At 69.1% G+C, this 17,535-nt stretch carries 17 protein-coding genes; 2 read left to right on the top strand and 15 right to left on the bottom strand.

Features of this window, described 5'->3' with window-relative positions; translation table 11 throughout:
* The 9 genes from P1J78_RS13900 to P1J78_RS13860 form a co-directional block, all read right to left on the bottom strand.
* Nucleotides 1-1,287 (bottom strand): ABC transporter substrate-binding protein, encoded by a 1,287-nt coding sequence (locus P1J78_RS13900; RefSeq protein ID WP_275567977.1) that lies wholly within the window; start codon nucleotides 1,285-1,287, stop codon nucleotides 1-3.
* A 68-nt stretch (nucleotides 1,288-1,355) separates the two neighbouring features.
* Nucleotides 1,356-2,432, bottom strand: coding sequence for a branched-chain amino acid ABC transporter permease (locus P1J78_RS13895; RefSeq protein WP_275567976.1), 1,077 nt, complete (start codon nucleotides 2,430-2,432; stop codon nucleotides 1,356-1,358).
* Between the two features lie 4 nt (nucleotides 2,433-2,436).
* Nucleotides 2,437-2,685 (bottom strand): hypothetical protein, encoded by a 249-nt coding sequence (locus P1J78_RS13890; protein ID WP_275567975.1) that lies wholly within the window; start codon nucleotides 2,683-2,685, stop codon nucleotides 2,437-2,439.
* Complete coding sequence (locus P1J78_RS13885) at nucleotides 2,682-3,056, bottom strand: VOC family protein (RefSeq protein WP_275567974.1); 375 nt, start codon at nucleotides 3,054-3,056, stop codon at nucleotides 2,682-2,684. The genes P1J78_RS13890 and P1J78_RS13885 overlap by 4 nt, the downstream gene beginning before the upstream one ends.
* The gene (locus P1J78_RS13880) at nucleotides 3,056-3,253 is read right to left on the bottom strand and encodes a hypothetical protein (RefSeq protein WP_275567973.1); all 198 of its coding nucleotides are present in this window, start codon (nucleotides 3,251-3,253) and stop codon (nucleotides 3,056-3,058) included. The genes P1J78_RS13885 and P1J78_RS13880 overlap by 1 nt, the downstream gene beginning before the upstream one ends.
* A 144-nt stretch (nucleotides 3,254-3,397) precedes the next feature.
* Nucleotides 3,398-4,384 carry a branched-chain amino acid ABC transporter permease gene (locus P1J78_RS13875; RefSeq protein ID WP_275567972.1) on the bottom strand — a complete coding sequence of 329 codons (987 nt, stop codon included), beginning with the start codon at nucleotides 4,382-4,384 and terminating at the stop codon, nucleotides 3,398-3,400.
* 69 nt (nucleotides 4,385-4,453) lie between these two features.
* Nucleotides 4,454-4,819, bottom strand: a complete 366-nt coding sequence (locus P1J78_RS13870) for a hypothetical protein (RefSeq protein ID WP_275567971.1) — start codon at nucleotides 4,817-4,819, stop codon at nucleotides 4,454-4,456.
* A gap of 92 nt (nucleotides 4,820-4,911) precedes the next feature.
* On the bottom strand, nucleotides 4,912-5,730 hold the full coding sequence (locus tag P1J78_RS13865; protein WP_275567970.1) for an ABC transporter ATP-binding protein: 819 nt from the start codon (nucleotides 5,728-5,730) through the stop codon (nucleotides 4,912-4,914).
* A 123-nt stretch (nucleotides 5,731-5,853) separates the two neighbouring features.
* Entirely contained in the window at nucleotides 5,854-7,827 is a 1,974-nt protein-coding gene (locus P1J78_RS13860; RefSeq protein ID WP_275567969.1) for an AMP-binding protein, read from the bottom strand.
* Between the two features lie 174 nt (nucleotides 7,828-8,001).
* On the opposite strand from P1J78_RS13860, the gene P1J78_RS13855 reads away from it, so the two are divergent.
* Complete coding sequence (locus P1J78_RS13855; protein ID WP_275567968.1) at nucleotides 8,002-8,166, top strand: hypothetical protein; 165 nt, start codon at nucleotides 8,002-8,004, stop codon at nucleotides 8,164-8,166.
* Here the strand turns inward: P1J78_RS13855 and P1J78_RS13850 are convergent.
* Nucleotides 8,160-9,359 carry a hydantoinase/carbamoylase family amidase gene (locus P1J78_RS13850; RefSeq protein WP_275567967.1) on the bottom strand — a complete coding sequence of 400 codons (1,200 nt, stop codon included), beginning with the start codon at nucleotides 9,357-9,359 and terminating at the stop codon, nucleotides 8,160-8,162. The two genes, P1J78_RS13855 and P1J78_RS13850, sit on opposite strands and share 7 nt — an antisense overlap.
* A gap of 243 nt (nucleotides 9,360-9,602) precedes the next feature.
* On the opposite strand from P1J78_RS13850, the gene P1J78_RS13845 reads away from it, so the two are divergent.
* Nucleotides 9,603-10,256, top strand: a complete 654-nt coding sequence (locus P1J78_RS13845; RefSeq protein WP_275567966.1) for a histidine phosphatase family protein — start codon at nucleotides 9,603-9,605, stop codon at nucleotides 10,254-10,256.
* A gap of 121 nt (nucleotides 10,257-10,377) precedes the next feature.
* On the opposite strand, the gene P1J78_RS13840 is transcribed toward P1J78_RS13845, so the two are convergent.
* The 5 genes from P1J78_RS13840 to mutL all read right to left on the bottom strand — a co-directional run bounded on the left by P1J78_RS13840 (nucleotide 10,378) and on the right by mutL (nucleotide 17,480).
* Complete coding sequence (locus P1J78_RS13840) at nucleotides 10,378-10,776, bottom strand: DUF3775 domain-containing protein (protein ID WP_374213283.1); 399 nt, start codon at nucleotides 10,774-10,776, stop codon at nucleotides 10,378-10,380.
* 68 nt (nucleotides 10,777-10,844) lie between these two features.
* A complete protein-coding gene (gene speB, locus P1J78_RS13835; protein ID WP_275567965.1) occupies nucleotides 10,845-11,801 on the bottom strand; it encodes an agmatinase in 957 nt (318 codons plus the stop codon).
* A gap of 456 nt (nucleotides 11,802-12,257) precedes the next feature.
* Nucleotides 12,258-14,363, bottom strand: coding sequence for a putative bifunctional diguanylate cyclase/phosphodiesterase (locus P1J78_RS13830; protein ID WP_275567964.1), 2,106 nt, complete (start codon nucleotides 14,361-14,363; stop codon nucleotides 12,258-12,260).
* 85 nt (nucleotides 14,364-14,448) lie between these two features.
* On the bottom strand, nucleotides 14,449-15,627 hold the full coding sequence (locus tag P1J78_RS13825) for a DNA recombination protein RmuC (protein WP_275567963.1): 1,179 nt from the start codon (nucleotides 15,625-15,627) through the stop codon (nucleotides 14,449-14,451).
* The gene (gene mutL / locus P1J78_RS13820) at nucleotides 15,624-17,480 is read right to left on the bottom strand and encodes a DNA mismatch repair endonuclease MutL (RefSeq protein ID WP_275567962.1); all 1,857 of its coding nucleotides are present in this window, start codon (nucleotides 17,478-17,480) and stop codon (nucleotides 15,624-15,626) included. The genes P1J78_RS13825 and mutL overlap by 4 nt, the downstream gene beginning before the upstream one ends.
* Nucleotides 17,481-17,535 lie beyond the last annotated feature (55 nt).

Below are 17,535 nucleotides of genomic sequence, written 5' to 3'. Positions count from 1 at the left end.
CTACTCGCAGCGCAGCTCGATGCCGTTTTCCTCGGCATAGGCCATCGAGTCCTCCTCGACGAGCGCGTTGATCACCTCCTTGTCCGACTCGATATAGTCGGTGATCTGCGTCCATTCCTCGGCTTCGGCGTCCCATTGCTGCACGATGCCCAGGCCCGAGCCGCCGTGGTTCTCGCAGGTCACCTCGAATTCCGGGCCGAAGCTCGGCAGGCCGAGGCTCTCCATCAGCGCGGCGTCGATCACCAGCGCTTCCATCCCGTCGCGCATCATCGCGGGCGTGATGTCCGAGGTGCCGTGGATCTCCTGCGCCTTCTTCGCGGCCTCGACGGCCAGCATCGCGGCATAGAGCCCCCGGTTGTACAGCACCGAGCCCGCCTGGTCGCCGGCGCCCGCGGCGAGGCCGGCGTCGTAGACATGGGTCTGCAGGTCGTCGTAGATCGGGAAGTCGGCGCCCGGCAGGTGCATGTTCAGCGCCTTGTAGCCGTCGGCGCCGTCGCCCACCGGCAGCACGTCGTTCTCCGAGCCCGACCACCAGATGCCGATGAAGTTCTCCATCGGATAGCGGATGTTCGCGGCTTCCTGGATCGCGACCTGGTTCATCACGCCCCAGCCCCACATCAGCACGTAGTCGGGCCGCTCGCGGCGGATCTGCAGCCATTGCGACTTCTGCTCCTGGCCCGGATGGTCCACCGGCAGCAGCATCAGCTCATAGCCGTGCTTGTCCGACAGCTCCTCCAGCGTGCGGATCGGCTCCTTGCCGTAGGCCGAGTTGTGGTAGACCAGCGCGATCTTCTTGTCGTCCAGGCTGCCGTCGTTGAGGTCCAGAAGGTGCTTGATGGCGATCGACGCGCCGTCCCAGTAGTTGGCCGGATAGTTGAAGACCCACTCGAACACCTTGCCGTTCTTGGCCGAGGTCCGGCCGTAGCCCATGGTGTGCATCGGGATGCCGTCGGCCGAGACCTTGGGGATCAGCTGATAGGTGATGCCGGTCGACAGCGGCTGATAGACGAGGCTGCCCTCGCCCTTGGTGGATTCGTAGCACTCCACGCCCTTTTCCGTGTTGTAGCCGGTCTCGCACTCGATCATCTCGATCATCTCGCCGCCGATCCCGCCGTCGCGCTCGTTGATCAGCGTGAAGTAGTCGGCATAGCCGTCGGCGAAGGGAATGCCGTTCGCCGCGTAGGGGCCGGTACGATAGCTGAGCGACGGGAACACCAGCTCGGCCATCGCCGGCGCCGCCGCGGTCATCGCCCCGGCCAGCGCCAGGGTTGCCAGTTTCAGTTTCATCGGTCCTTGTCCTCCCTGTTGTGTCCGATGTCGCCGGTGTGACCCGGCTTTCCTCCCGGGCCGCGCCCCTAGTACGGGAAGGGCCACAGCCTCAGTTTCTCCTTCGCCACGCGCCACAGCTGCGCCAGCCCGTGCGGCTCGGCCACCAGGAACGTCACGATCAGTGCGCCGACGATGATGAACTCGATATGCGCGGCCAGATCGGTGGGCCAGCCCAGCCCGCCCACCAGCACGTTCTTCAGAAAGACCGGCATCAGCACCATGAAGGCCGCGCCCGCGAAGGCGCCGAAGATCGAACCGAGCCCGCCGATGATGATCATGAACAGCACCAGGAACGATTTCTGGATGCCGAACGCCTCGCCCACCTCGACGGCACCGAGGTAGACGGCGAAGAACAGCGCGCCCGCCACGCCGATGAAGAAGGACGACACCGCAAAGGCCGACAGCTTGGCGGTCAGCGGGTTCACCCCGATGATCTCGGCCGCGATGTCCATGTCGCGGATCGCCATCCACTTGCGGCCCACCGAGCCGCGGGTGAGGTTCCGCGCGATCCAGGCCAGCGCCACCACGAAGACCAGGCAGAACAGATAGGTCGCCCAGGCGTCCGTCGCCGCCCCGGTGACGGGGATGCCGAAGACCGTCCGCTCCGGCGCGCTGATCTGGCCGGAGGCCGAATAGTTGTAGAACCACGGCACCCGGTTGAACAGCCAGACCAGGAAGAACTGCGCCGCCAGCGTCGCCACGGCCAGGTAGAACCCCTTGATCCTGAGCGACGGCAGCCCGAACAGTACGCCGACCCCGGCGGTGATGAACCCCGCGATGATCACGTGAAAGAAGATGTTCACGTCGGGAAACCCGGTCATCAGCTTGTAGCAGGCATAGGCCCCCACGGCCATGAACCCGCCGGTGCCCAGGCTCACCTGCCCGCAATAGCCCACCAGGATGTTCAGCCCGATCGCCGCGATGGCGTAGATCAGGAAGGGCAGGAAGATCGCGTTGACCCAGTAGTCGTTGATGACGAACGGGACGACCAGGAACGCCACCGCCAGCACCGCGTAATACCGCCAGCGGTCGAAGGCGATCGGGAAGGTCTGGCCGTCCTCGACATAGGAGGTGCGGAACTCGCCCGCTTCACGGTAGAACATATGACTATTCCTCGAACCTACCATCGTAGCCAGACTGCCTGTTGGCAATCCAGAGCTGCCGGATAATCTCTTGCAGATAGTTGTAGATTAGAAGAACGGAGCCAGAAATCAGTAGCCCGATACCGCTTAGGACGGCGTCCTCCAACTGCGACAAGGAAATGAAATAGACAAAGGCAACAGAAAAACCGATCAGCCCAAACAGCGGAACCAACTTCAACCATGTTTCACTGATCTGAGGCGGTCGTTTGCTCATTCCATCTCCCTCGCGTCGCCCGGCCAGTCGTCGCCCTGCGGCCCCACCAGGCAGAACCGGTGGCCCGTCGGCGCCTCCATCACGATCCAGGACCTGATGCGCGCCACTTCCGTCGCGCCCAGGCCCTTCAGCCGCGCGCATTCGGCCTCCATGTCGTCGGTCTCGATATCCAGATGCACCCGCGGCGGATGCTCGACCTTCTGCAGCAGCACCTTGGGATAGCCCGCGTGCCCGTCGAACTGCGCATACTTGCCGTCGGGGTCGACCGCGCCCTCCATCCCCAGAAGCGCCGACCAGAATTCGGTCGCCGGCCCCAGATCGTCGGTCTCGCAGTCGATGCAGACCACGCCGATGCGCGAGCGATGCGTCATCACCCGCCCATCCGCATCAGCCGCAGCCAGCACCAGACGCCCAGCACCAGCCCGGCAAAGGCCAGCACCGCCGCCCCCACCATCTGCATCGTGTTCTCCGCCGGCGCCGTCACCGCCAGGAACCCGAACACCCAGAACGCCGACCAGCCCAGCACGTTGCCGTTGGCGATCCACCGCAACATCGTCTTCCGACTCATTCGCCCATCCATCCGATCCAAACCGCACCCGGCTTCTTCTGACCAAAAATATCCCCGCCGGAGGCATGGCCCGCAGGGCCATTCATAGGCGCGCCGCGCGTTCCTCGCCGGCATCCGTCCCCCGGACGGATGTCCGGCCGCTCGTCACACCCGCTCAATGATCTTCTCCCCGAACAGCCCCTGCGGCCGGAACACCAGGAAGATCAGCGCCAGCACATAGGCGAACCAGTTCTCCGTCGCCCCGCCCACCAGCGGGCCCACCAGGAACTCGAACAGCTTCTCGCCCACCCCGATGATCAGCCCGCCGACGATGGCGCCGGGGATCGAGGTGAAGCCGCCCAGCATCAGCACCGGCAGCGCCTTCAGCGCGATCAGCGACAGCGAGAACTGCACGCCGGATTTCGCGCCCCACATGATGCCGGCGACCAGCGCCACGAAGCCCGCCAGCGACCAGACCAGCACCCAGATGAAGTTCAGCGAGATCCCCACCGACAGCGCCGCCTGGTGGTCGTCGGCCACCGCGCGCAGCGCCCGGCCCTGCTTGGTGTATTGCGAGAACAGCACCAGCCCCGCCACCAAGAGCGCCGCGATGATCGTCGCCACGATGTCGAGATTGTCGATGAAGAAGCCGTAGCCGAACGCCTCGTAGGTCGTCTCGTCGATCCACAGGTTGATGCCCTGCGGCAGGCCCACATCCAGCGTCTTGATGTCCGAGCCCCACATCAGGTCGCCGAGACCTTCGAGGAAATAGGCGAGCCCGATGGTCGCCATGAACAGGATGATCGGCGCCTGCCCGACGAGATGGCGGAAGATGAACCGGTTGACGGCCCAGGCCAGCGCGATCATCACCACCATGGTCAGCACGATCGCCGCCAGTGCCGGCACGTGCCAGCCGAAGTGATGCAGCTCGGTCCCGAAGACGGCGTTGATCAGGTGCGCGAACGGCACCTGCCCCTCCATGATCCCCACCAGCGTCAGCGCCGCGAACAGCGCCATGACGCCCTGGGAATAGTTGAAGATGCCCGAGGCCTTGAAGATCAGCACGAAGCCCAGCGCGACCAGCGCATAGAGCACCCCGGCCATCAGGCCGTTGAGCGTGACCTCGATGGCGAAAAGCAGCTGGTCAGGCATCCGCGCGCCCTCCTCCCGCGCCCCGCGCGCGGCGCGGGGCGACGGGGGCGCCCCGATCCGTCGTCGCCTCTAGCCGCCGGGCACCGGGCAGTGGCAGTCGGCCAGCAAGGCCTCGGCCTTCTCCGAACGCTCGCTCGCGGGCACCGCTTCCAGCGTGGCGCGCGCCGCCGACAGGCCACGCTCCAGATCCTTGGGCGTGTAGCTCGGCCGCGCGCCGCCCTCCGCCGCGCCCGGCCCGCGCGCATCGCGCGACGCCCGCGCCGCCTGCGCAAAGGCCTGCAGCACCGCGTCGCGTTCGCGGATCTGCAGCTCCGCCAGGTCGTCCGGCCCGAACATCGCCACCGCCGAGGCGGTGCGGTCGTCCAGCCCACGATCCTCGCCGAGGATCTCGCCCAGCTGTTTCTTGGTCCAGGTGATGTCTTGCATATCCGCCATCGGGAACCTCCTTTGCCGGGATCCCAACGCAGAGCCGCGGCGGAAGTTCACGGGCGGCGGGGCGCAGGAGAGGCCGGGCGGCCCAGAACGTCCTAGTCATGCGCCACCCCCAGATAGGCGTCGATCACGTCCTGGTTCGCGCGCACCTCGTCCGGCGTGCCGTCGCCGATCTTCTTGCCGTAATCCATCACCACCACCCGGTCGGACAGGTCCATGACAACGCCCATGTCGTGCTCGATCAGCGCGATGGTGGTGCCGAACTCGTCGTTCACGTCGAGGATGAAGCGCGACATGTCCTCCTTCTCCTCCACGTTCATCCCCGCCATCGGCTCGTCCAGCAGCAAGAGCTTCGGCTCCGCCGCCAGCGCGCGCGCCAGCTCCACCCGCTTCTTCAACCCGTAGGGCAGCCGCCCCACCGGCGTCTTGCGGATCGCCTGGATCTCCAGAAAGTCGATGATCCGCTCCACCTGCGCGCGGTTCTCCACCTCTTCCGCCTGCGCCGGCCCCCACCAGAGCGCCTGGCGCCACAGCCCGGTCCTCATATGGGTGATGCGCCCGGTCATCACGTTGTCCAGCACCGTCATCCCCTCGAACAGGGCGATGTTCTGGAACGTCCGCGCGATCCCCTCGCGCGCCACCTGATAGGGCTTCACCGGCCCGCGCTTCTCGCCGCGGAAGAAAACCTCGCCCTCCTGCGGCTTGTAGAAGCCCGAGATCACGTTCAGCATCGAGGACTTGCCCGCCCCGTTCGGCCCGATGATCGCCCGGATCTCGCCTTCGCGGATGTCGAAGGAGATGTCGCTGATCGCCGTCACCCCGCCGAAGCGCAGGGTGATGTGCTTCATCTCCATCAGCACCCCGCCGATGGTCCGGCCGTCGGGCGTGGTAAAGCTCTCCCCGCCATCAAGCACGCGGCCGCTCCTTCATCCTGGCGAAAATACTCACGTCGCGCCCCATCCAACCGCACAAGCCACAGGGCCCCGTGCCCCGGCGGGAGGGCGGGCGGGGCGATGCCGCAGGCGAGCGCCGCACCGTCATTCCGCCGCCATCTTCGGTTCGTCGGCGCCCACCACGGCCACGTCGCGGATCTCCAGCGTCGCGCGGATCTTGCCCTTGCGGCCGTCCTCGTAGGTGACTTCCGTCTCGGTATAGATCTCCCCCGACCCGTCGTAGAGCGCCGTCACCAGGTCGTCGTACTTCTCCGCGATCAGCCCGCGGCGCACCTTGCGGGTCCGGGTCAGCTCGCCGTCGTCGGCATCGAGCTCCTTGTGCAGGATCAGGAAGCGGTGGATCTGGCAGCCCGACAGCATCTCGTCCTCGGCGATGCCGGCATTCACCTCTTCGACATGCTCCTGCACCATGGCATAGACCTGCGGGTGCTGCGCCAGCTCCTGGTAGGAGCCGTAGGCGATGTTGTTGCGCTCGGCCCAGTTGCCCACCGCCGTCAGGTCGATATTGATGAAGGCGCAGCACTTGTCGCGCCCCGACCCGAACACCACCGCCTCCAGGATGTTGGGGTAGAACTTCAGCTTGTTCTCCACGTATTTCGGCGCGAACAGCGACCCGTCGGCCATCTTGCCCACATCCTTGGCGCGGTCGATGATCCGCAGGTGGCCGCTCGACTCCTCGATGAACCCGGCATCCCCCGTCGCGACCCAGCCGTCGGGATCCTTGGTCGAGGCCGTGGAGTCGGGGTTCTTGTAGTATTCCACGAACACGCCGGGCGAGCGGTAGAACACCTCGCCCGACTCCGCGATCCTCAGCTCCACCCCCGGCGAGGGCACGCCGACCGTGTCCGCCCGCACCTCGTTGTCGGGCTGCTGGGTGATGAAGACCGACGCCTCGGTCTGGCCGTAAAGCTGCTTCAGGTTGACGCCCAGCGCCCGGTAGAACTCGAAGATCTCCGGCCCGATCGCCTCGCCGGCGGTATAACCCACGCGCACCCGGCTCATCCCGATGCGGCTGCGCACCGGCCCGTAGACCAGGATGTCGCCGATCCGATAGCGGACCCGGTCCCAGGCGCTCACCGGCTCGCCGTCGAGGATCTTCGGCCCCACCCGCTTGGCGAAGTTCAGGCAGGTGTGGAACAGCCAGCGCTTGAACCGGCTCGCATCCTCCATCCGGATCATCAGGATGGTCAGCCGCTCCTCGAAGTACCGCGGCGGGGCGAAGAAATAGGTCGGCGCGATCTCGTGCAGGTTCTCGTACATCGTCTCGGGGCTTTCGGGACAGTTCACGCAGAACCCGTTCCAGTAGGCCTGCCCGATCGAGAAGATGAAATCGCCGACCCAGGCCATCGGCAGATAGGCCAGCACCTCGTCGCCGGCGCGCAGGCGGTCGAATTCCGACGACGCCTTCGAGGTCTCGATGATGTTGCGGTTCGACAGGACCACGCCCTTGGGCTTGCCCGTGGTGCCGGAGGTATAGAGCATCACGCAGGTGTCGTCATAGCCGAGCGCCGCCTCGCGGGCCTTCAGCTCGCCCTCCAGCCGCCCCTGCGCCGCGCGGCCCTCGGTCATCACCTCGCGCATCGCGTGCAGCCGCGAATGGTCGTATTTCCGCAGGCCCCGCGGATCCAGGTACAGAAGATGCTCGATGCCATGCACCGTCTCCTGCACCTCGATCACCTTGTCGACCTGCTCCTGATCGCCGCAGACGGCGAAGCGCGCGCCGCAATGCTCCAGGACATAGGCCATCTCCTCGGCGCTGGCGTCCTGATAGAGCGGCACCGGGATCGCGCCGACCTTCTGCGCGGCGACCATCGACCAGTAAAGCGCCGGGCGGTTGCGGCCGATCACCGCGACATAGTCGCCCTTCTCCACCCCCAAGGCCAGGAACCCCAGCGCCAGCGCGCGGATTTCCTCGGCCGCCTCGATCCAGGTCCAGCATTGCCAGATGCCGAATTCCTTCTCGCGATAGGCCGGCTGGGCACCGTATTTGCGCGCATTGCGCGCCAGCAACGCGGGTATGGATATCAGCTCAGCCGCCTGAGGGCTCTTGTCCGGCACCAGTTTCCTCCCTTGTGGCTGGCCCTGCCACAGGTGCTTTCCTTGGAAAGACCCTCGCGAAGTTGAAATACCGGTATCCGTTGTGTCAACGAAAATCCGACCGCACGGTCGGTCTTTCCCGACGGAACCCTGCAGGGGCTACGCCGCGCCGCATCCTGTGCTACGCTGCGCGGCATGGACCCGGTGACCCTGACCTATTACGCGCTCGTCTGCGGCCTGCTCTCGGCCTTCGCGCCGACGGTCCGGCGCCGGATCGCGCGGCTGGCCGTCGGGGCCGTCATCGGCCTCGTCGCCGCGGGCGCCCTTCCTTTTGTGCGCGCCACGCTGCCGTTCTACTGAAGCCGCGCGACGGCGCCGGCCAGCACCTTCAGCCCCGCAACAAGGTCGTCCTCTGCCGTGTCCTCGGCGAAGTCGTGGCTGATCCCGCCGATCGACGGCACGAACAGCATCGCCACGGGCATCAGGTTGGACACGTTGGACGCATCGTGCAGCGCGCCCGAGGGCATCCGCCGCCACTTGCCCGGGCAGACCTCCTCGGCCGCCGCCGCCAGCGCCGCCTGCAAGCCGTCGTCCATCTGCACCGGGTCGAGCCCCAGCATGGTGCCGAAGTCCAGCCCCAGATCGCGTTCGGCGGCCACCTCGGCGGCGGTGTCGCGGATGATCTTTTCCATCTTCTCCAGCCGCTCCGCCGCCCCGTCGCGCCACTGCATCGAGAACACGGCCTTTCCGGGCACGATGGAGGACGCCGAGGGCGTCAGCGCCACATGCCCGATGGTCCAGACGGTCGCCGGCGTCACGATCTCGGCGAAGCGCGCGTTGATCCGCCGGTTGAACTCCGCCAGCCCCTGGAAGGCGTCGCGGCGCAGGTGCATCGGCGTGGTGCCGGCGTGGTTCTGCTGGCCGGCGAAGGTGATGCGCATGTCGCGGATGCCGACGATCGCCTCGACCACGCCGACCTTCTCGCCGGTCTTCTCCAGCCACGGGCCCTGCTCGATATGCGCCTCGACGAAGCCGGTGAAGCGGTCGGCCGGCACCCAGTCGCCGGCCAGATCCGCCATCCGCGCCCGCGCCTCGGCAAAGGACAGGCCGCCGTGGTCCTCCAGCCGGTCGGCCTCGTCCAGCGACAGCTTGCCGCGCCAGACGGTAGAGCCGGTGGTGACGCCCCAGCGCCCTTCCTCGTCCTGGAACGACACGACCGACACCGGCGGCCCGCCCGCCTCCTGCGCCGCGCGCGCCACTTCCAGCCCCGCGACGACGCCCAGCGCGCCGTCGAGCCACCCGCCCTCGGGCTGGCTGTCGGAATGCGAGCCCATCAGCAGGCTTGTCTCCCCGGCGATCCCGAACAGGTTGCCGACGGGGTCGAATTGCGGCTGCAGCCCCGCCGCTTGCATCCGGCCGGCGAGCCATTGGCGCGCGGCGATATCCGCCTCGGAATAGGCGGGGCGGACCACGCCCTTGCCCACGCCGGCCGCGCCGAACTGCCGCAAATCGTGCAGGTCCTTCAGGAATCTCTCGGGCTGGACGGGGATCATCGGGCGCCTCCTGTGGCTGAGTCCCGGCCTATTTATCATGAAAAATGGGCAGACGCGCGGCCGAATGCCGGGGGCCCGGGGCCCGTGCCGCGCGGACGCCCCGGTTCAGTTACCGCTATCAATAACGAAATCAGCGCCTTGGACCCCCGTCCAACCTCGGACACCCCGCCGCGGCGGCGTCGATTCCGGGCGTGACCTTCCCCGCCCGCCGCGCTAAGCCCGCCCCGCAGGCAGGAGCAGATCATGGGCGAAGTCATTCTCATCCGGCACGGCCAGGCCAATTCCGCCTCGCAGGACGAGGCGAGCTACGACCGGCTGTCCGAGCTTGGCCGGCAGCAGTCGCGCTGGCTCGGCGACTGGCTGCGCGCCCACGAGGCGCCGTTCGACCGGGTGCTGACCGGCACCCTGCGCCGGCACCGCCAGACGGCCGAGGCCCTCGGCGCCGTCGGCCCGGCGCCGCAGGAGGACGCGCGGCTGAACGAGATGGACTACTTCAACCTCGGCCGCGCCCTGCAGGACCATTGCGGCCGCCCGATGCCGCAGGCGCCCGAGGAGTTCGCGACCCATGTCGTCGAGGTGCTGGAAGCCTGGCATCGCGCCGAGATCCGCGGGCAGGAGAGCTTCGACGCCTTCGAGGCCCGGGTGACCCAGGTGGTCGAAGAGGCCGCGACGCCCGGCCTCCGCGTGCTCTGCGTGACCTCCGGCGGGGTGATCGGCATGGTCATGCGGCATTTCCTGCGGCTCGATCCGCGGCGCATGGCGCATGTTCTGATGCCGATCCGGAACAGCTCGGTCCACCGGGTCGACGTGGCGCCGCACGGCACCCTTGTCTCCGGCTTCAACGCCACGCCGCACCTGGACGCGCCCGACCGCGCCCATGCGCGCACGACCTACTGACGACCGTCGCCGCGGAACCTGCACCGCCCGGACGCGGCCTCCCACCAGCACGCGGCCCGAGGCTTCTTCTGGCCGGAAATACTCCCGCCGGAGGCATGAAGACCCGGTGCGACGGGCCGTGCTAGAGGAAATCCTCCTCCACGTCGCCCACGTCGACGCCCAGCTTCTCCAGCCCGGATTCCAGGTAGTCCGACAGCATCGGGATGCCCAGCAGGTAATCCTCGGTCGGGGTGGTCTTTTCGGCATAGGCCGTCTCCACCGCCTCGTTCCACTCGTCGGCCTCGTAGGTATCGCGGCCGAGCCACATGATGGCGACGAGCTCGGCCTGCTGGTCCTCGGGCAGGCCCGCGATGAACTCGCGCAACTCGGCCTCGGTCGCGTCGCCGCGCCGGCTTTCGAGGATGGCGTCGGAATCGACCGCGTCGCCGGGATTGTCCCAGCGGGCGACCTTGGTGTCCAGCTCGCGGGCGCGGAAGATCACGTGGGCCACGCGGCGGGCGGAAATCTGCATCTCGGCCATTCTGTCGGCTCCTTCCCTTTTCCCCGATATAGGCCCAGCGGCGGGGCCGGGACAATGACCTGCCGCAACTATCCGCCGGCGACCATGGCGCAGAGCAGCTCGAACATGATCGACACGCCGAGGAAGGCGGTGTTGCCGGTCTGGTCGAAGGGGGGCGAGACCTCGACCAGGTCGGCGCCGACGATGTCGACCCCGGCGAGGGCGCGGGCGACCTGCAGCGCCTGGAAGGAATTCGGCCCGCCCACCTCGGGCGTGCCGGTGCCCGGCGCGAAGGCGGGGTCGACGAAGTCGATGTCGTAGCTGACATAGGTCGGCCGCCCGGCGGCGACGGCGCGGGCCTCTTCCATCACGTCGGCCGGGCCGCGGTCGAAGAACTCCTCGATCTCGACGATGCGGACGCCGTGGGCGCGGGCGAAGTCCTTGTCCTCGCTGTCGTAGGCGGTGCCGCGGATGCCGATCTGGATCACCCGTTTCGGGTCCAGGAGTCCCTCTTCCAGGGCGCGGCGGAAGGGGGTGCCGTGGGTGTATTTGGTGCCGCCGAAATAGCCCGCGAAGAAGTCGGTATGGGCGTCGAAATGGATCATGCCCAGCGGCTCGTCGGCGGCCAGCGCGCGCAGGATCGGCAGGCTGGACAGGTGGTCGCCGCCGGCGGTCAGGGGCCGGATGCCGGCGCCGGCGACCTGGCGGTAGAACGAGGTGATGCGTTCAAGGCTGTCCTCGATATCGGCCGGGTTGGGGCCGACATCGCCCAGGTCGGCGCAGGCGGCGGCCTCGAACGGGCGGAGGCCGGTGGCGCCGTTCTGGGCGCGGATCATGGTGGAGGCGTCGCGGAGCTGGCGCGGCCCGTGCCGCGGGCCGGGGCGGTTGGTGGTGCCGCTGTCCCAGGGCACGCCGATCAGGCCGATCTCGACCTCGGCGAAGCGGGCGTGGTCGGGCGGGACGTGGGGCAAGCGCATGAAGGTGGGGATGCCGGCAAAGCGCGGCAGGTCGAAGCCGGAGACCGGCTGAAAGAACGGGTCGGACATGGCGGCTCCTTGGCGGGCGTCGGCGGGAGCGTAGCCGATCGCTGCGGTGGGGAAAACCGGAGTGTCCGAGGTTGGACGCATGTCTATCTGGCTGATATTGTTACAGATAGCGCTAACTGGAGGCTGCGGACCGCGCGACATGGCGCTGGGTTTTCCGTGGGACATTTCCACTCGCGTCGCGCGGCGGAACGCCGTGCAGCGCCGCCCCGCCCATCGGGGCGGCGCTTCTGGCGATGACGGCGCCAAGTGTCCGATCTATATGCTTATGTCTCCGGCATCACAAAGTTCGACCGCGCCCCGGCGGGTCGGCGCTGCACGGCGTTCCGTTCGACCGGGGCCGCTATCTGGCAAGGCCGAGGATGTAGTGTCGTGTAGGGTGTCCGCGGACACCGTCCGTGACACCGGCTCCGGCGTAGACGATATGCCCCCGACCCGCGCGACGGCGCGCCGGGTCGCTCAGCCGCCCCCGGCCGCGAGGCTTCGGCGGGTGGGCGCGGCCGCGTCGCGGGCGCGGTCGTCGTCCCAGGCGCCGGCCGCGGTTCCGTCCAGGCCGAAGCGGCGGCGCGCCTCTTCGGCCGGCATCGGGCGGCCCAGCAGGAACCCCTGTACCTCGTCGCAGCCGAGGCCCGAGAGGATGTCGGCCTGCGCCTCGGTCTCGACGCCTTCGGCCAGGACCGAGATGCCCAGGTGGCGCCCCAGCGCCACGCTGGAATGCAGCACGCCGATCATGCGCGTGTCGTCCTCCATCCGCTGGATGAAGGAACGGTCGAACTTGATCTTGTCGAAGGGCAGCGCGAGCAGGGTCGAGAGCGCGGAATAGCCGGTGCCGTAATCGTCCATCGCCAGCAGCACGCCGAGCCGCTTCAGCTCGGCCACCTGCCGCCGCGCCGAATCGAGGTCGTCGATCACCGTGGTCTCGGTGATCTCCAGCTCCAGCCGGTCCGGCGGCAGGCCGGTGTCGTCCAGCACCTCGCGGACCGTCCCGACCAGCCCGCCGCCCTCGAACTGCGGCGCGGCCACGTTGACGGCGACGCGGCAGGGAAGCGCCCAGCCCGCCGCCTCGGCCGCCGCGGTGCGCAGCACCCAGGCGCCCAGCGGCTGGATCAGCCCGCGTTCCTCGGCCAGGGGCACGAAGACGGCCGGCGACACCGCGCCGCGCTCGGGATGGGTCCAGCGCAGCAGGGCCTCGAACCCGGTGATCCGCTTCTCGCGCAGGTCGAATTGCGGCTGGTAGTGCAGCGTCAGCTCGCCCGCCTCGAAGGCGCGGGCGAGATCGTCGCCCAGCGCCCGCCGGTCGCGCAGGCTGCGCGCGCGTTCCGCATCGTAGAGCTGCGCGCGCCGGCCGCCGCGCTGCTTGGCGTCGAACAGCGCCAGCTCGGCCGCGGCGACCAGGCCCGGCGCCTCTTGCCCCTGCGCCGGGCAGAGCACCAGCCCGGCGCTGGCCCGGCAGCGGATCACCGCCCCCTCCCAGCGCATCGGCTGGTTCAGCCGGGACACCAGCAGGGTTCCGAATTCCAGCGCCTCGGCCTCGGTCCGCGGGCCGGGGACCAGCAGCGAGAACTCGTCGCCGCCCATGCGCGCGGCAAGGCCGCCGGGCGGCAGCGCGTCGAGAATGCAGCGCGCCGCGACGCGCAGCAGCTCGTCCCCCGCGGCATGGCCGTGGGTGTCGTTGACCTGCTTGAACTCGTCGAGGTCGACGGTGACCAGCAGGAACGGCACCAGCGCCCCGTGCGGGTCGCGCATCGCGTCGAGCCCCTCGGCAAAGCCGGTGCGGTTGGCCAGCCCGGTCAGCGGATCCTGCCGCGCGGCCTTGCGCAGGCGCGCGACGCTTTCCGAGCCCGAGATCGCGTCGATCTGCAGCGACGACAGGCCGAGCACCAGGACCAGCCCCATCACCAGCGCCACCGGCAGGACCAGCCCGGGCGCGGAGAAGTAGCCCTGCGGCAGCGGCACGGCGACGGTGGTATCGAGCTCTAACGCCGACATCGCGGTGAAGTGCAAAAGGACGACGGTGAGCACCAGCCCGGCGGTGCCCTGCAGCGTCGAATGGCGGGTCCGGCGCAGCGTGCGGTTGAAGGCCAGCGCCCCGCCCGCGCAGCTCAGCGCGATGGCGGCGACGGTCGCGCCCGGGGCGGTCTCGAAGCCGCAGACGATGGCGAAGCCGGCCATCCCGACATAGTGCATCGCGGCGATCCCCAGGCCGAGCAGCACGCCCCCGGCCTCCGGCGCGACGGGGCCGCGCAGGACGGAGACCGCCGAGACCGAGATCAGCACCGCCACGATGGCGATGAACAGCGACAGGGCGACGAGCGACTGGTCGTGGCCGGTCAGAAGCTCTGGCCGGAAGCCCAGGACGGCGATGAAATGCGTCGTCCAGATGGTGCCGCCGGCGATGATGCTGAGCAGCCAGGCGCGATAGCGCCGCTGCGCGCCGTCGGCCTGGCCGTAGGCGCGCAGCATCCGGACCGACAGGAACGAGCCGGTCACGCAGAACAGGATGGCGACCCCGAGGCTCGCCGGATCGTGGTCGTAGAAGATCGTGTAGAGTAGCTCGCCCAGCATCGCAGCCCGCCGTGTTTGAGGCGGGCCTAGCAGGCCGGGCTTACCACAAGGTTCCCGAAACCGCGTCGATTTTACCTAACGGCGATTACCCGTCGCCGGCGCTCAGCGGCACCAGGGTGCCCGGTTTTCCGGCGGGCGCCTCAGCCTCTTCGAAGTCGAAGCTGTCGAGCCTGGCCGCGCGCTTGCCGGCGCGTTCGGCGGCGGTGCCGATGCCCTCGACATCGGCGCGGGCCTGGCGGAAGTGGGTGTCGAGCTTGCCCACCCGTTCCACCACCAGTTCGACGTCGCGGTGCAGCTGGCGCAGCGTGGTGCGGATGGCGCCGGCCTGTTCGCGCATCCGGGCGTCTTTCAGCACGGCGCGCAGGGTGTTCAGCGTGGCCATGCAGGTGGTGGGCGAGACGATCCAGACGCGCAGGCCGAAGCCCTCGCGCACCAGGTCGGGGTAGTTGGCGTGCAGTTCCGCATAGACCGCCTCGGAGGGCAGGAACATCAGCGCGCCGTCGGCGGTCTCGCCGTCGAGGACGTATTTGTCGGCGATGGCGCGCAGGTGGCTGCGGACGGCGGCGCGGAACTGGCGCTGGGCCTCCTGGGTCTCGGCCTGCGTGGTGGCGGTGCGCAGGGCCTCGTAGGGCTCCAGCGGGAACTTGGCGTCGACGGCGATGGGGCCGGGCGGCTGCGGCAGGTGGATCAGGCAGTCGGCGCGCTTGCCGTTGGGCAGCGTAGCCTGCAGCGTGTAGCCGTCGGGCGGCAGGGCCTTGGCGACGATGTCGTTCAGCTGGATCTCTCCGAAGGCGCCGCGGGTCTGCTTGTTCGACAAGATGTCCTGCAGCGAGAGGACGTCGCCGGAGAGCCGGGTGATGTTGTCCTGCGCCTTGTCGATGGCGGCGAGGCGTTCCTGCAGCTCGCCGAGCGAGCGCGCGGTGCGGGTGGAGGCGCCGTGCAGGTTCTCGCCCATGGTGCGGGTGACTTCCGCGAGGCGCTGTTCCATCAGCTGCAGGGTCTGGGCCTGCTGCTGCGCCTGCGCTTCCGACACATGGGTGAGGCCGCCGAACAGCTGTTGCTGGCCGTCGGCGAGGGACTGGACGCGGTGGTGCAGGCCGCCGATCTGGCCGGCGAGCTTTTCCGCGGCGCGGGCGGAGCGGCCGGCGCGGGCGATGGCGAGGATCAGCAGGAGCAGGACGAGGAGGAGCGCGGCGGCGCCGGCGAGGGCGGCGAGCGTGAGGGGGTCGGCGGGGTCGACCATGTGGCCGGCGATCTCGATCACGTGCGCCCGAACAGCCGTTCTATGTCGGCGAGCTTCAGTTCGACATAGGTGGGGCGGCCGTGGTTGCACTGGCCGGAATGCGGCGTCGCCTCCATCTCGCGCAGGAGGGCGTTCATCTCGTCGGCGGACATGCGGCGGCCGGAGCGGACCGAGCCGTGGCAGGCGACGCGCGAGAGGATGGCGTCGATCCGGGCCTGCAGGGTGAGGGTGTCGCCGAGGTCGTCCAGCTCGTCGAGGATGTCGCGGATCAGCGCCGAGGCGTCGACGGGGCCGAGGATGGCGGGCGTCTCGCGCACGCAGACGGCGCCTTGGCCGAAGGGCTCGATGGTGAGGCCGAGGCGGGCGAGATCGTCCGAGAGGTCGAGGAGGCGGGCGGCGTCGGGGTCGGAGAGCTCGACCACCTCGGGGATCAGCAGGGCCTGGGCGGCGACGCCGGTCTCGGCCATCTGGCGTTTGAGCTTTTCGTAGACGAGGCGTTCGTGGGCGGCGTGCTGATCCACGATGACCATGCCGCTGGCGGTCTGGGCGATGATGTAGTTCTCGTGGACCTGGCTGCGCGCCGCGCCGAGCGGGTGGTCGGGCGCGTCCGGGGTCTCGTCCGCCCCGTGCGGGGCGTCCTCGACGCGGGCGGCCAGCGGCGCGGTCTCGGCGAAGCCGGGCTGCGGCGCGGCGTCCGGCGCCTGGTACTGGTGCGCGGTGCGGAGCGCGGTCTGCGAGGGGCGGTCCATCTGGTAGACGCGGGGCGGGCCGGCGGGCTCGCGCTGCATCGCGCCCAGCGTGGCGGTGGCGACGGTGGTGGAGGCGCGGTGGCCGGCCTCGGCCAGGGCGTGGCGCAGACCCGAGACGATCAGGCCGCGGGCGATGCCGGGTTCGCGGAACCGGACCTCGGCCTTGGCGGGGTGGACGTTGACGTCGACGAGATGCGGGTCGCAGTCGAGGAACAGCACCGCCGCCGGGTGCCGGTCGCGGCTGAGGAAGTCGGAATAGGCGGCGCGCAGCGCGCCCAGCAGCATCTTGTCGCGCACCGGGCGGCCGTTGACGAAGAGGTACTGGTGGGTGGAGGAGCCGCGCGAATAGGTGGGCAGCGCGGCGTAGCCGGCCAGCGTGAGGCCGTTGCGCTCCGCCTCCAGCCGCAGGGCGTTCTCGGCGAAGTCGGCGCCGAGGATGCGGGACAAACGGCCGTGGAGCGCGCCGAACAGGTCGCCCGTCTCGGGATCGGCACGGAATGTCACGCGGCCCTCGCCGCCGCCGGTGCAGTCGCGCAGGGTGAAGCCGATGAAGGGCTCGGCCATCGCCAGCCGTTTCACCACGTCGCCGACGGCCTGTGTCTCGGCGCGGTCGGAGCGCAGGAATTTCAGCCGGGCGGGCGTGGCGTAGAAGATGTCGCGCAGTTCCACCACCGTGCCGGCGTTCAGCGCGGCGGGTTTCACCGGGTCGATGCGGCTGCCGGAGACGGCGATGCGCGCGGCCTCGGCGCCGGAGCGGGAGGTGATGGTCAGCCGGCCGACGGCGCCGAGCGAGGGCAGCGCCTCGCCCCGGAAGCCGAAGGAATGGATGTTCAGGAGATCCGAGCCGTCGATCTTCGAGGTCGCGTGGCGGCTGAGCGCCAGCGGCAGTTCGTCGGCCGGGATGCCGCAGCCGTCGTCGGTGACGCGGATCAGGGTCTTGCCGCCGCAGGCGATGGCGACCTCGATCCGGGTGGCGCCGGCGTCGATGGCGTTCTCCACCAGTTCCTTGACGGCGGAGGACGGGCGCTCGACCACCTCGCCCGCGGCGATGCGGTTGATCGCGGCCTCGTCCAGTTGGCGGATCGGAGGCCGCTCCGGGCTTATCTTGGGCTGCGGCGCGGTCATACCACTAGGAGTAGCATGACGGCAGGGGGCTTGGCCATACGGATCGTGGCCGGGC

The sequence above is a fragment of the Psychromarinibacter sediminicola genome, assembly GCF_029168335.1.
GTDB lineage: Bacteria > Pseudomonadota > Alphaproteobacteria > Rhodobacterales > Rhodobacteraceae > Psychromarinibacter > Psychromarinibacter sediminicola.
This window is presented reverse-complemented; position numbering and strand designations above follow the sequence as displayed.

Bases quoted from the DNA above. Each gene is read 5' to 3' on its own strand.
- P1J78_RS13890 (WP_275567975.1), bottom strand. From the start codon at position 2,685: ATGAGCAAACGACCGCCTCAGATCAGTGAAACATGGTTGAAGTTGGTT.
- P1J78_RS13840 (WP_374213283.1), bottom strand. From the start codon at position 10,776: ATGGCCGAGATGCAGATTTCCGCCCGCCGCGTGGCCCACGTGATCTTC.
- P1J78_RS13885 (WP_275567974.1), bottom strand. From the start codon at position 3,056: ATGACGCATCGCTCGCGCATCGGCGTGGTCTGCATCGACTGCGAGACC.
- mutL (WP_275567962.1), bottom strand. From the start codon at position 17,480: ATGACCGCGCCGCAGCCCAAGATAAGCCCGGAGCGGCCTCCGATCCGC.
- P1J78_RS13830 (WP_275567964.1), bottom strand. From the start codon at position 14,363: ATGCTGGGCGAGCTACTCTACACGATCTTCTACGACCACGATCCGGCG.
- P1J78_RS13875 (WP_275567972.1), bottom strand. From the start codon at position 4,384: ATGCCTGACCAGCTGCTTTTCGCCATCGAGGTCACGCTCAACGGCCTG.
- P1J78_RS13855 (WP_275567968.1), top strand. From the start codon at position 8,002: ATGGACCCGGTGACCCTGACCTATTACGCGCTCGTCTGCGGCCTGCTC.
- P1J78_RS13870 (WP_275567971.1), bottom strand. From the start codon at position 4,819: ATGGCGGATATGCAAGACATCACCTGGACCAAGAAACAGCTGGGCGAG.
- P1J78_RS13850 (WP_275567967.1), bottom strand. From the start codon at position 9,359: ATGATCCCCGTCCAGCCCGAGAGATTCCTGAAGGACCTGCACGATTTG.
- P1J78_RS13900 (WP_275567977.1), bottom strand. From the start codon at position 1,287: ATGAAACTGAAACTGGCAACCCTGGCGCTGGCCGGGGCGATGACCGCG.
- speB (WP_275567965.1), bottom strand. From the start codon at position 11,801: ATGTCCGACCCGTTCTTTCAGCCGGTCTCCGGCTTCGACCTGCCGCGC.
- P1J78_RS13895 (WP_275567976.1), bottom strand. From the start codon at position 2,432: ATGTTCTACCGTGAAGCGGGCGAGTTCCGCACCTCCTATGTCGAGGAC.
- P1J78_RS13845 (WP_275567966.1), top strand. From the start codon at position 9,603: ATGGGCGAAGTCATTCTCATCCGGCACGGCCAGGCCAATTCCGCCTCG.
- P1J78_RS13880 (WP_275567973.1), bottom strand. From the start codon at position 3,253: ATGAGTCGGAAGACGATGTTGCGGTGGATCGCCAACGGCAACGTGCTG.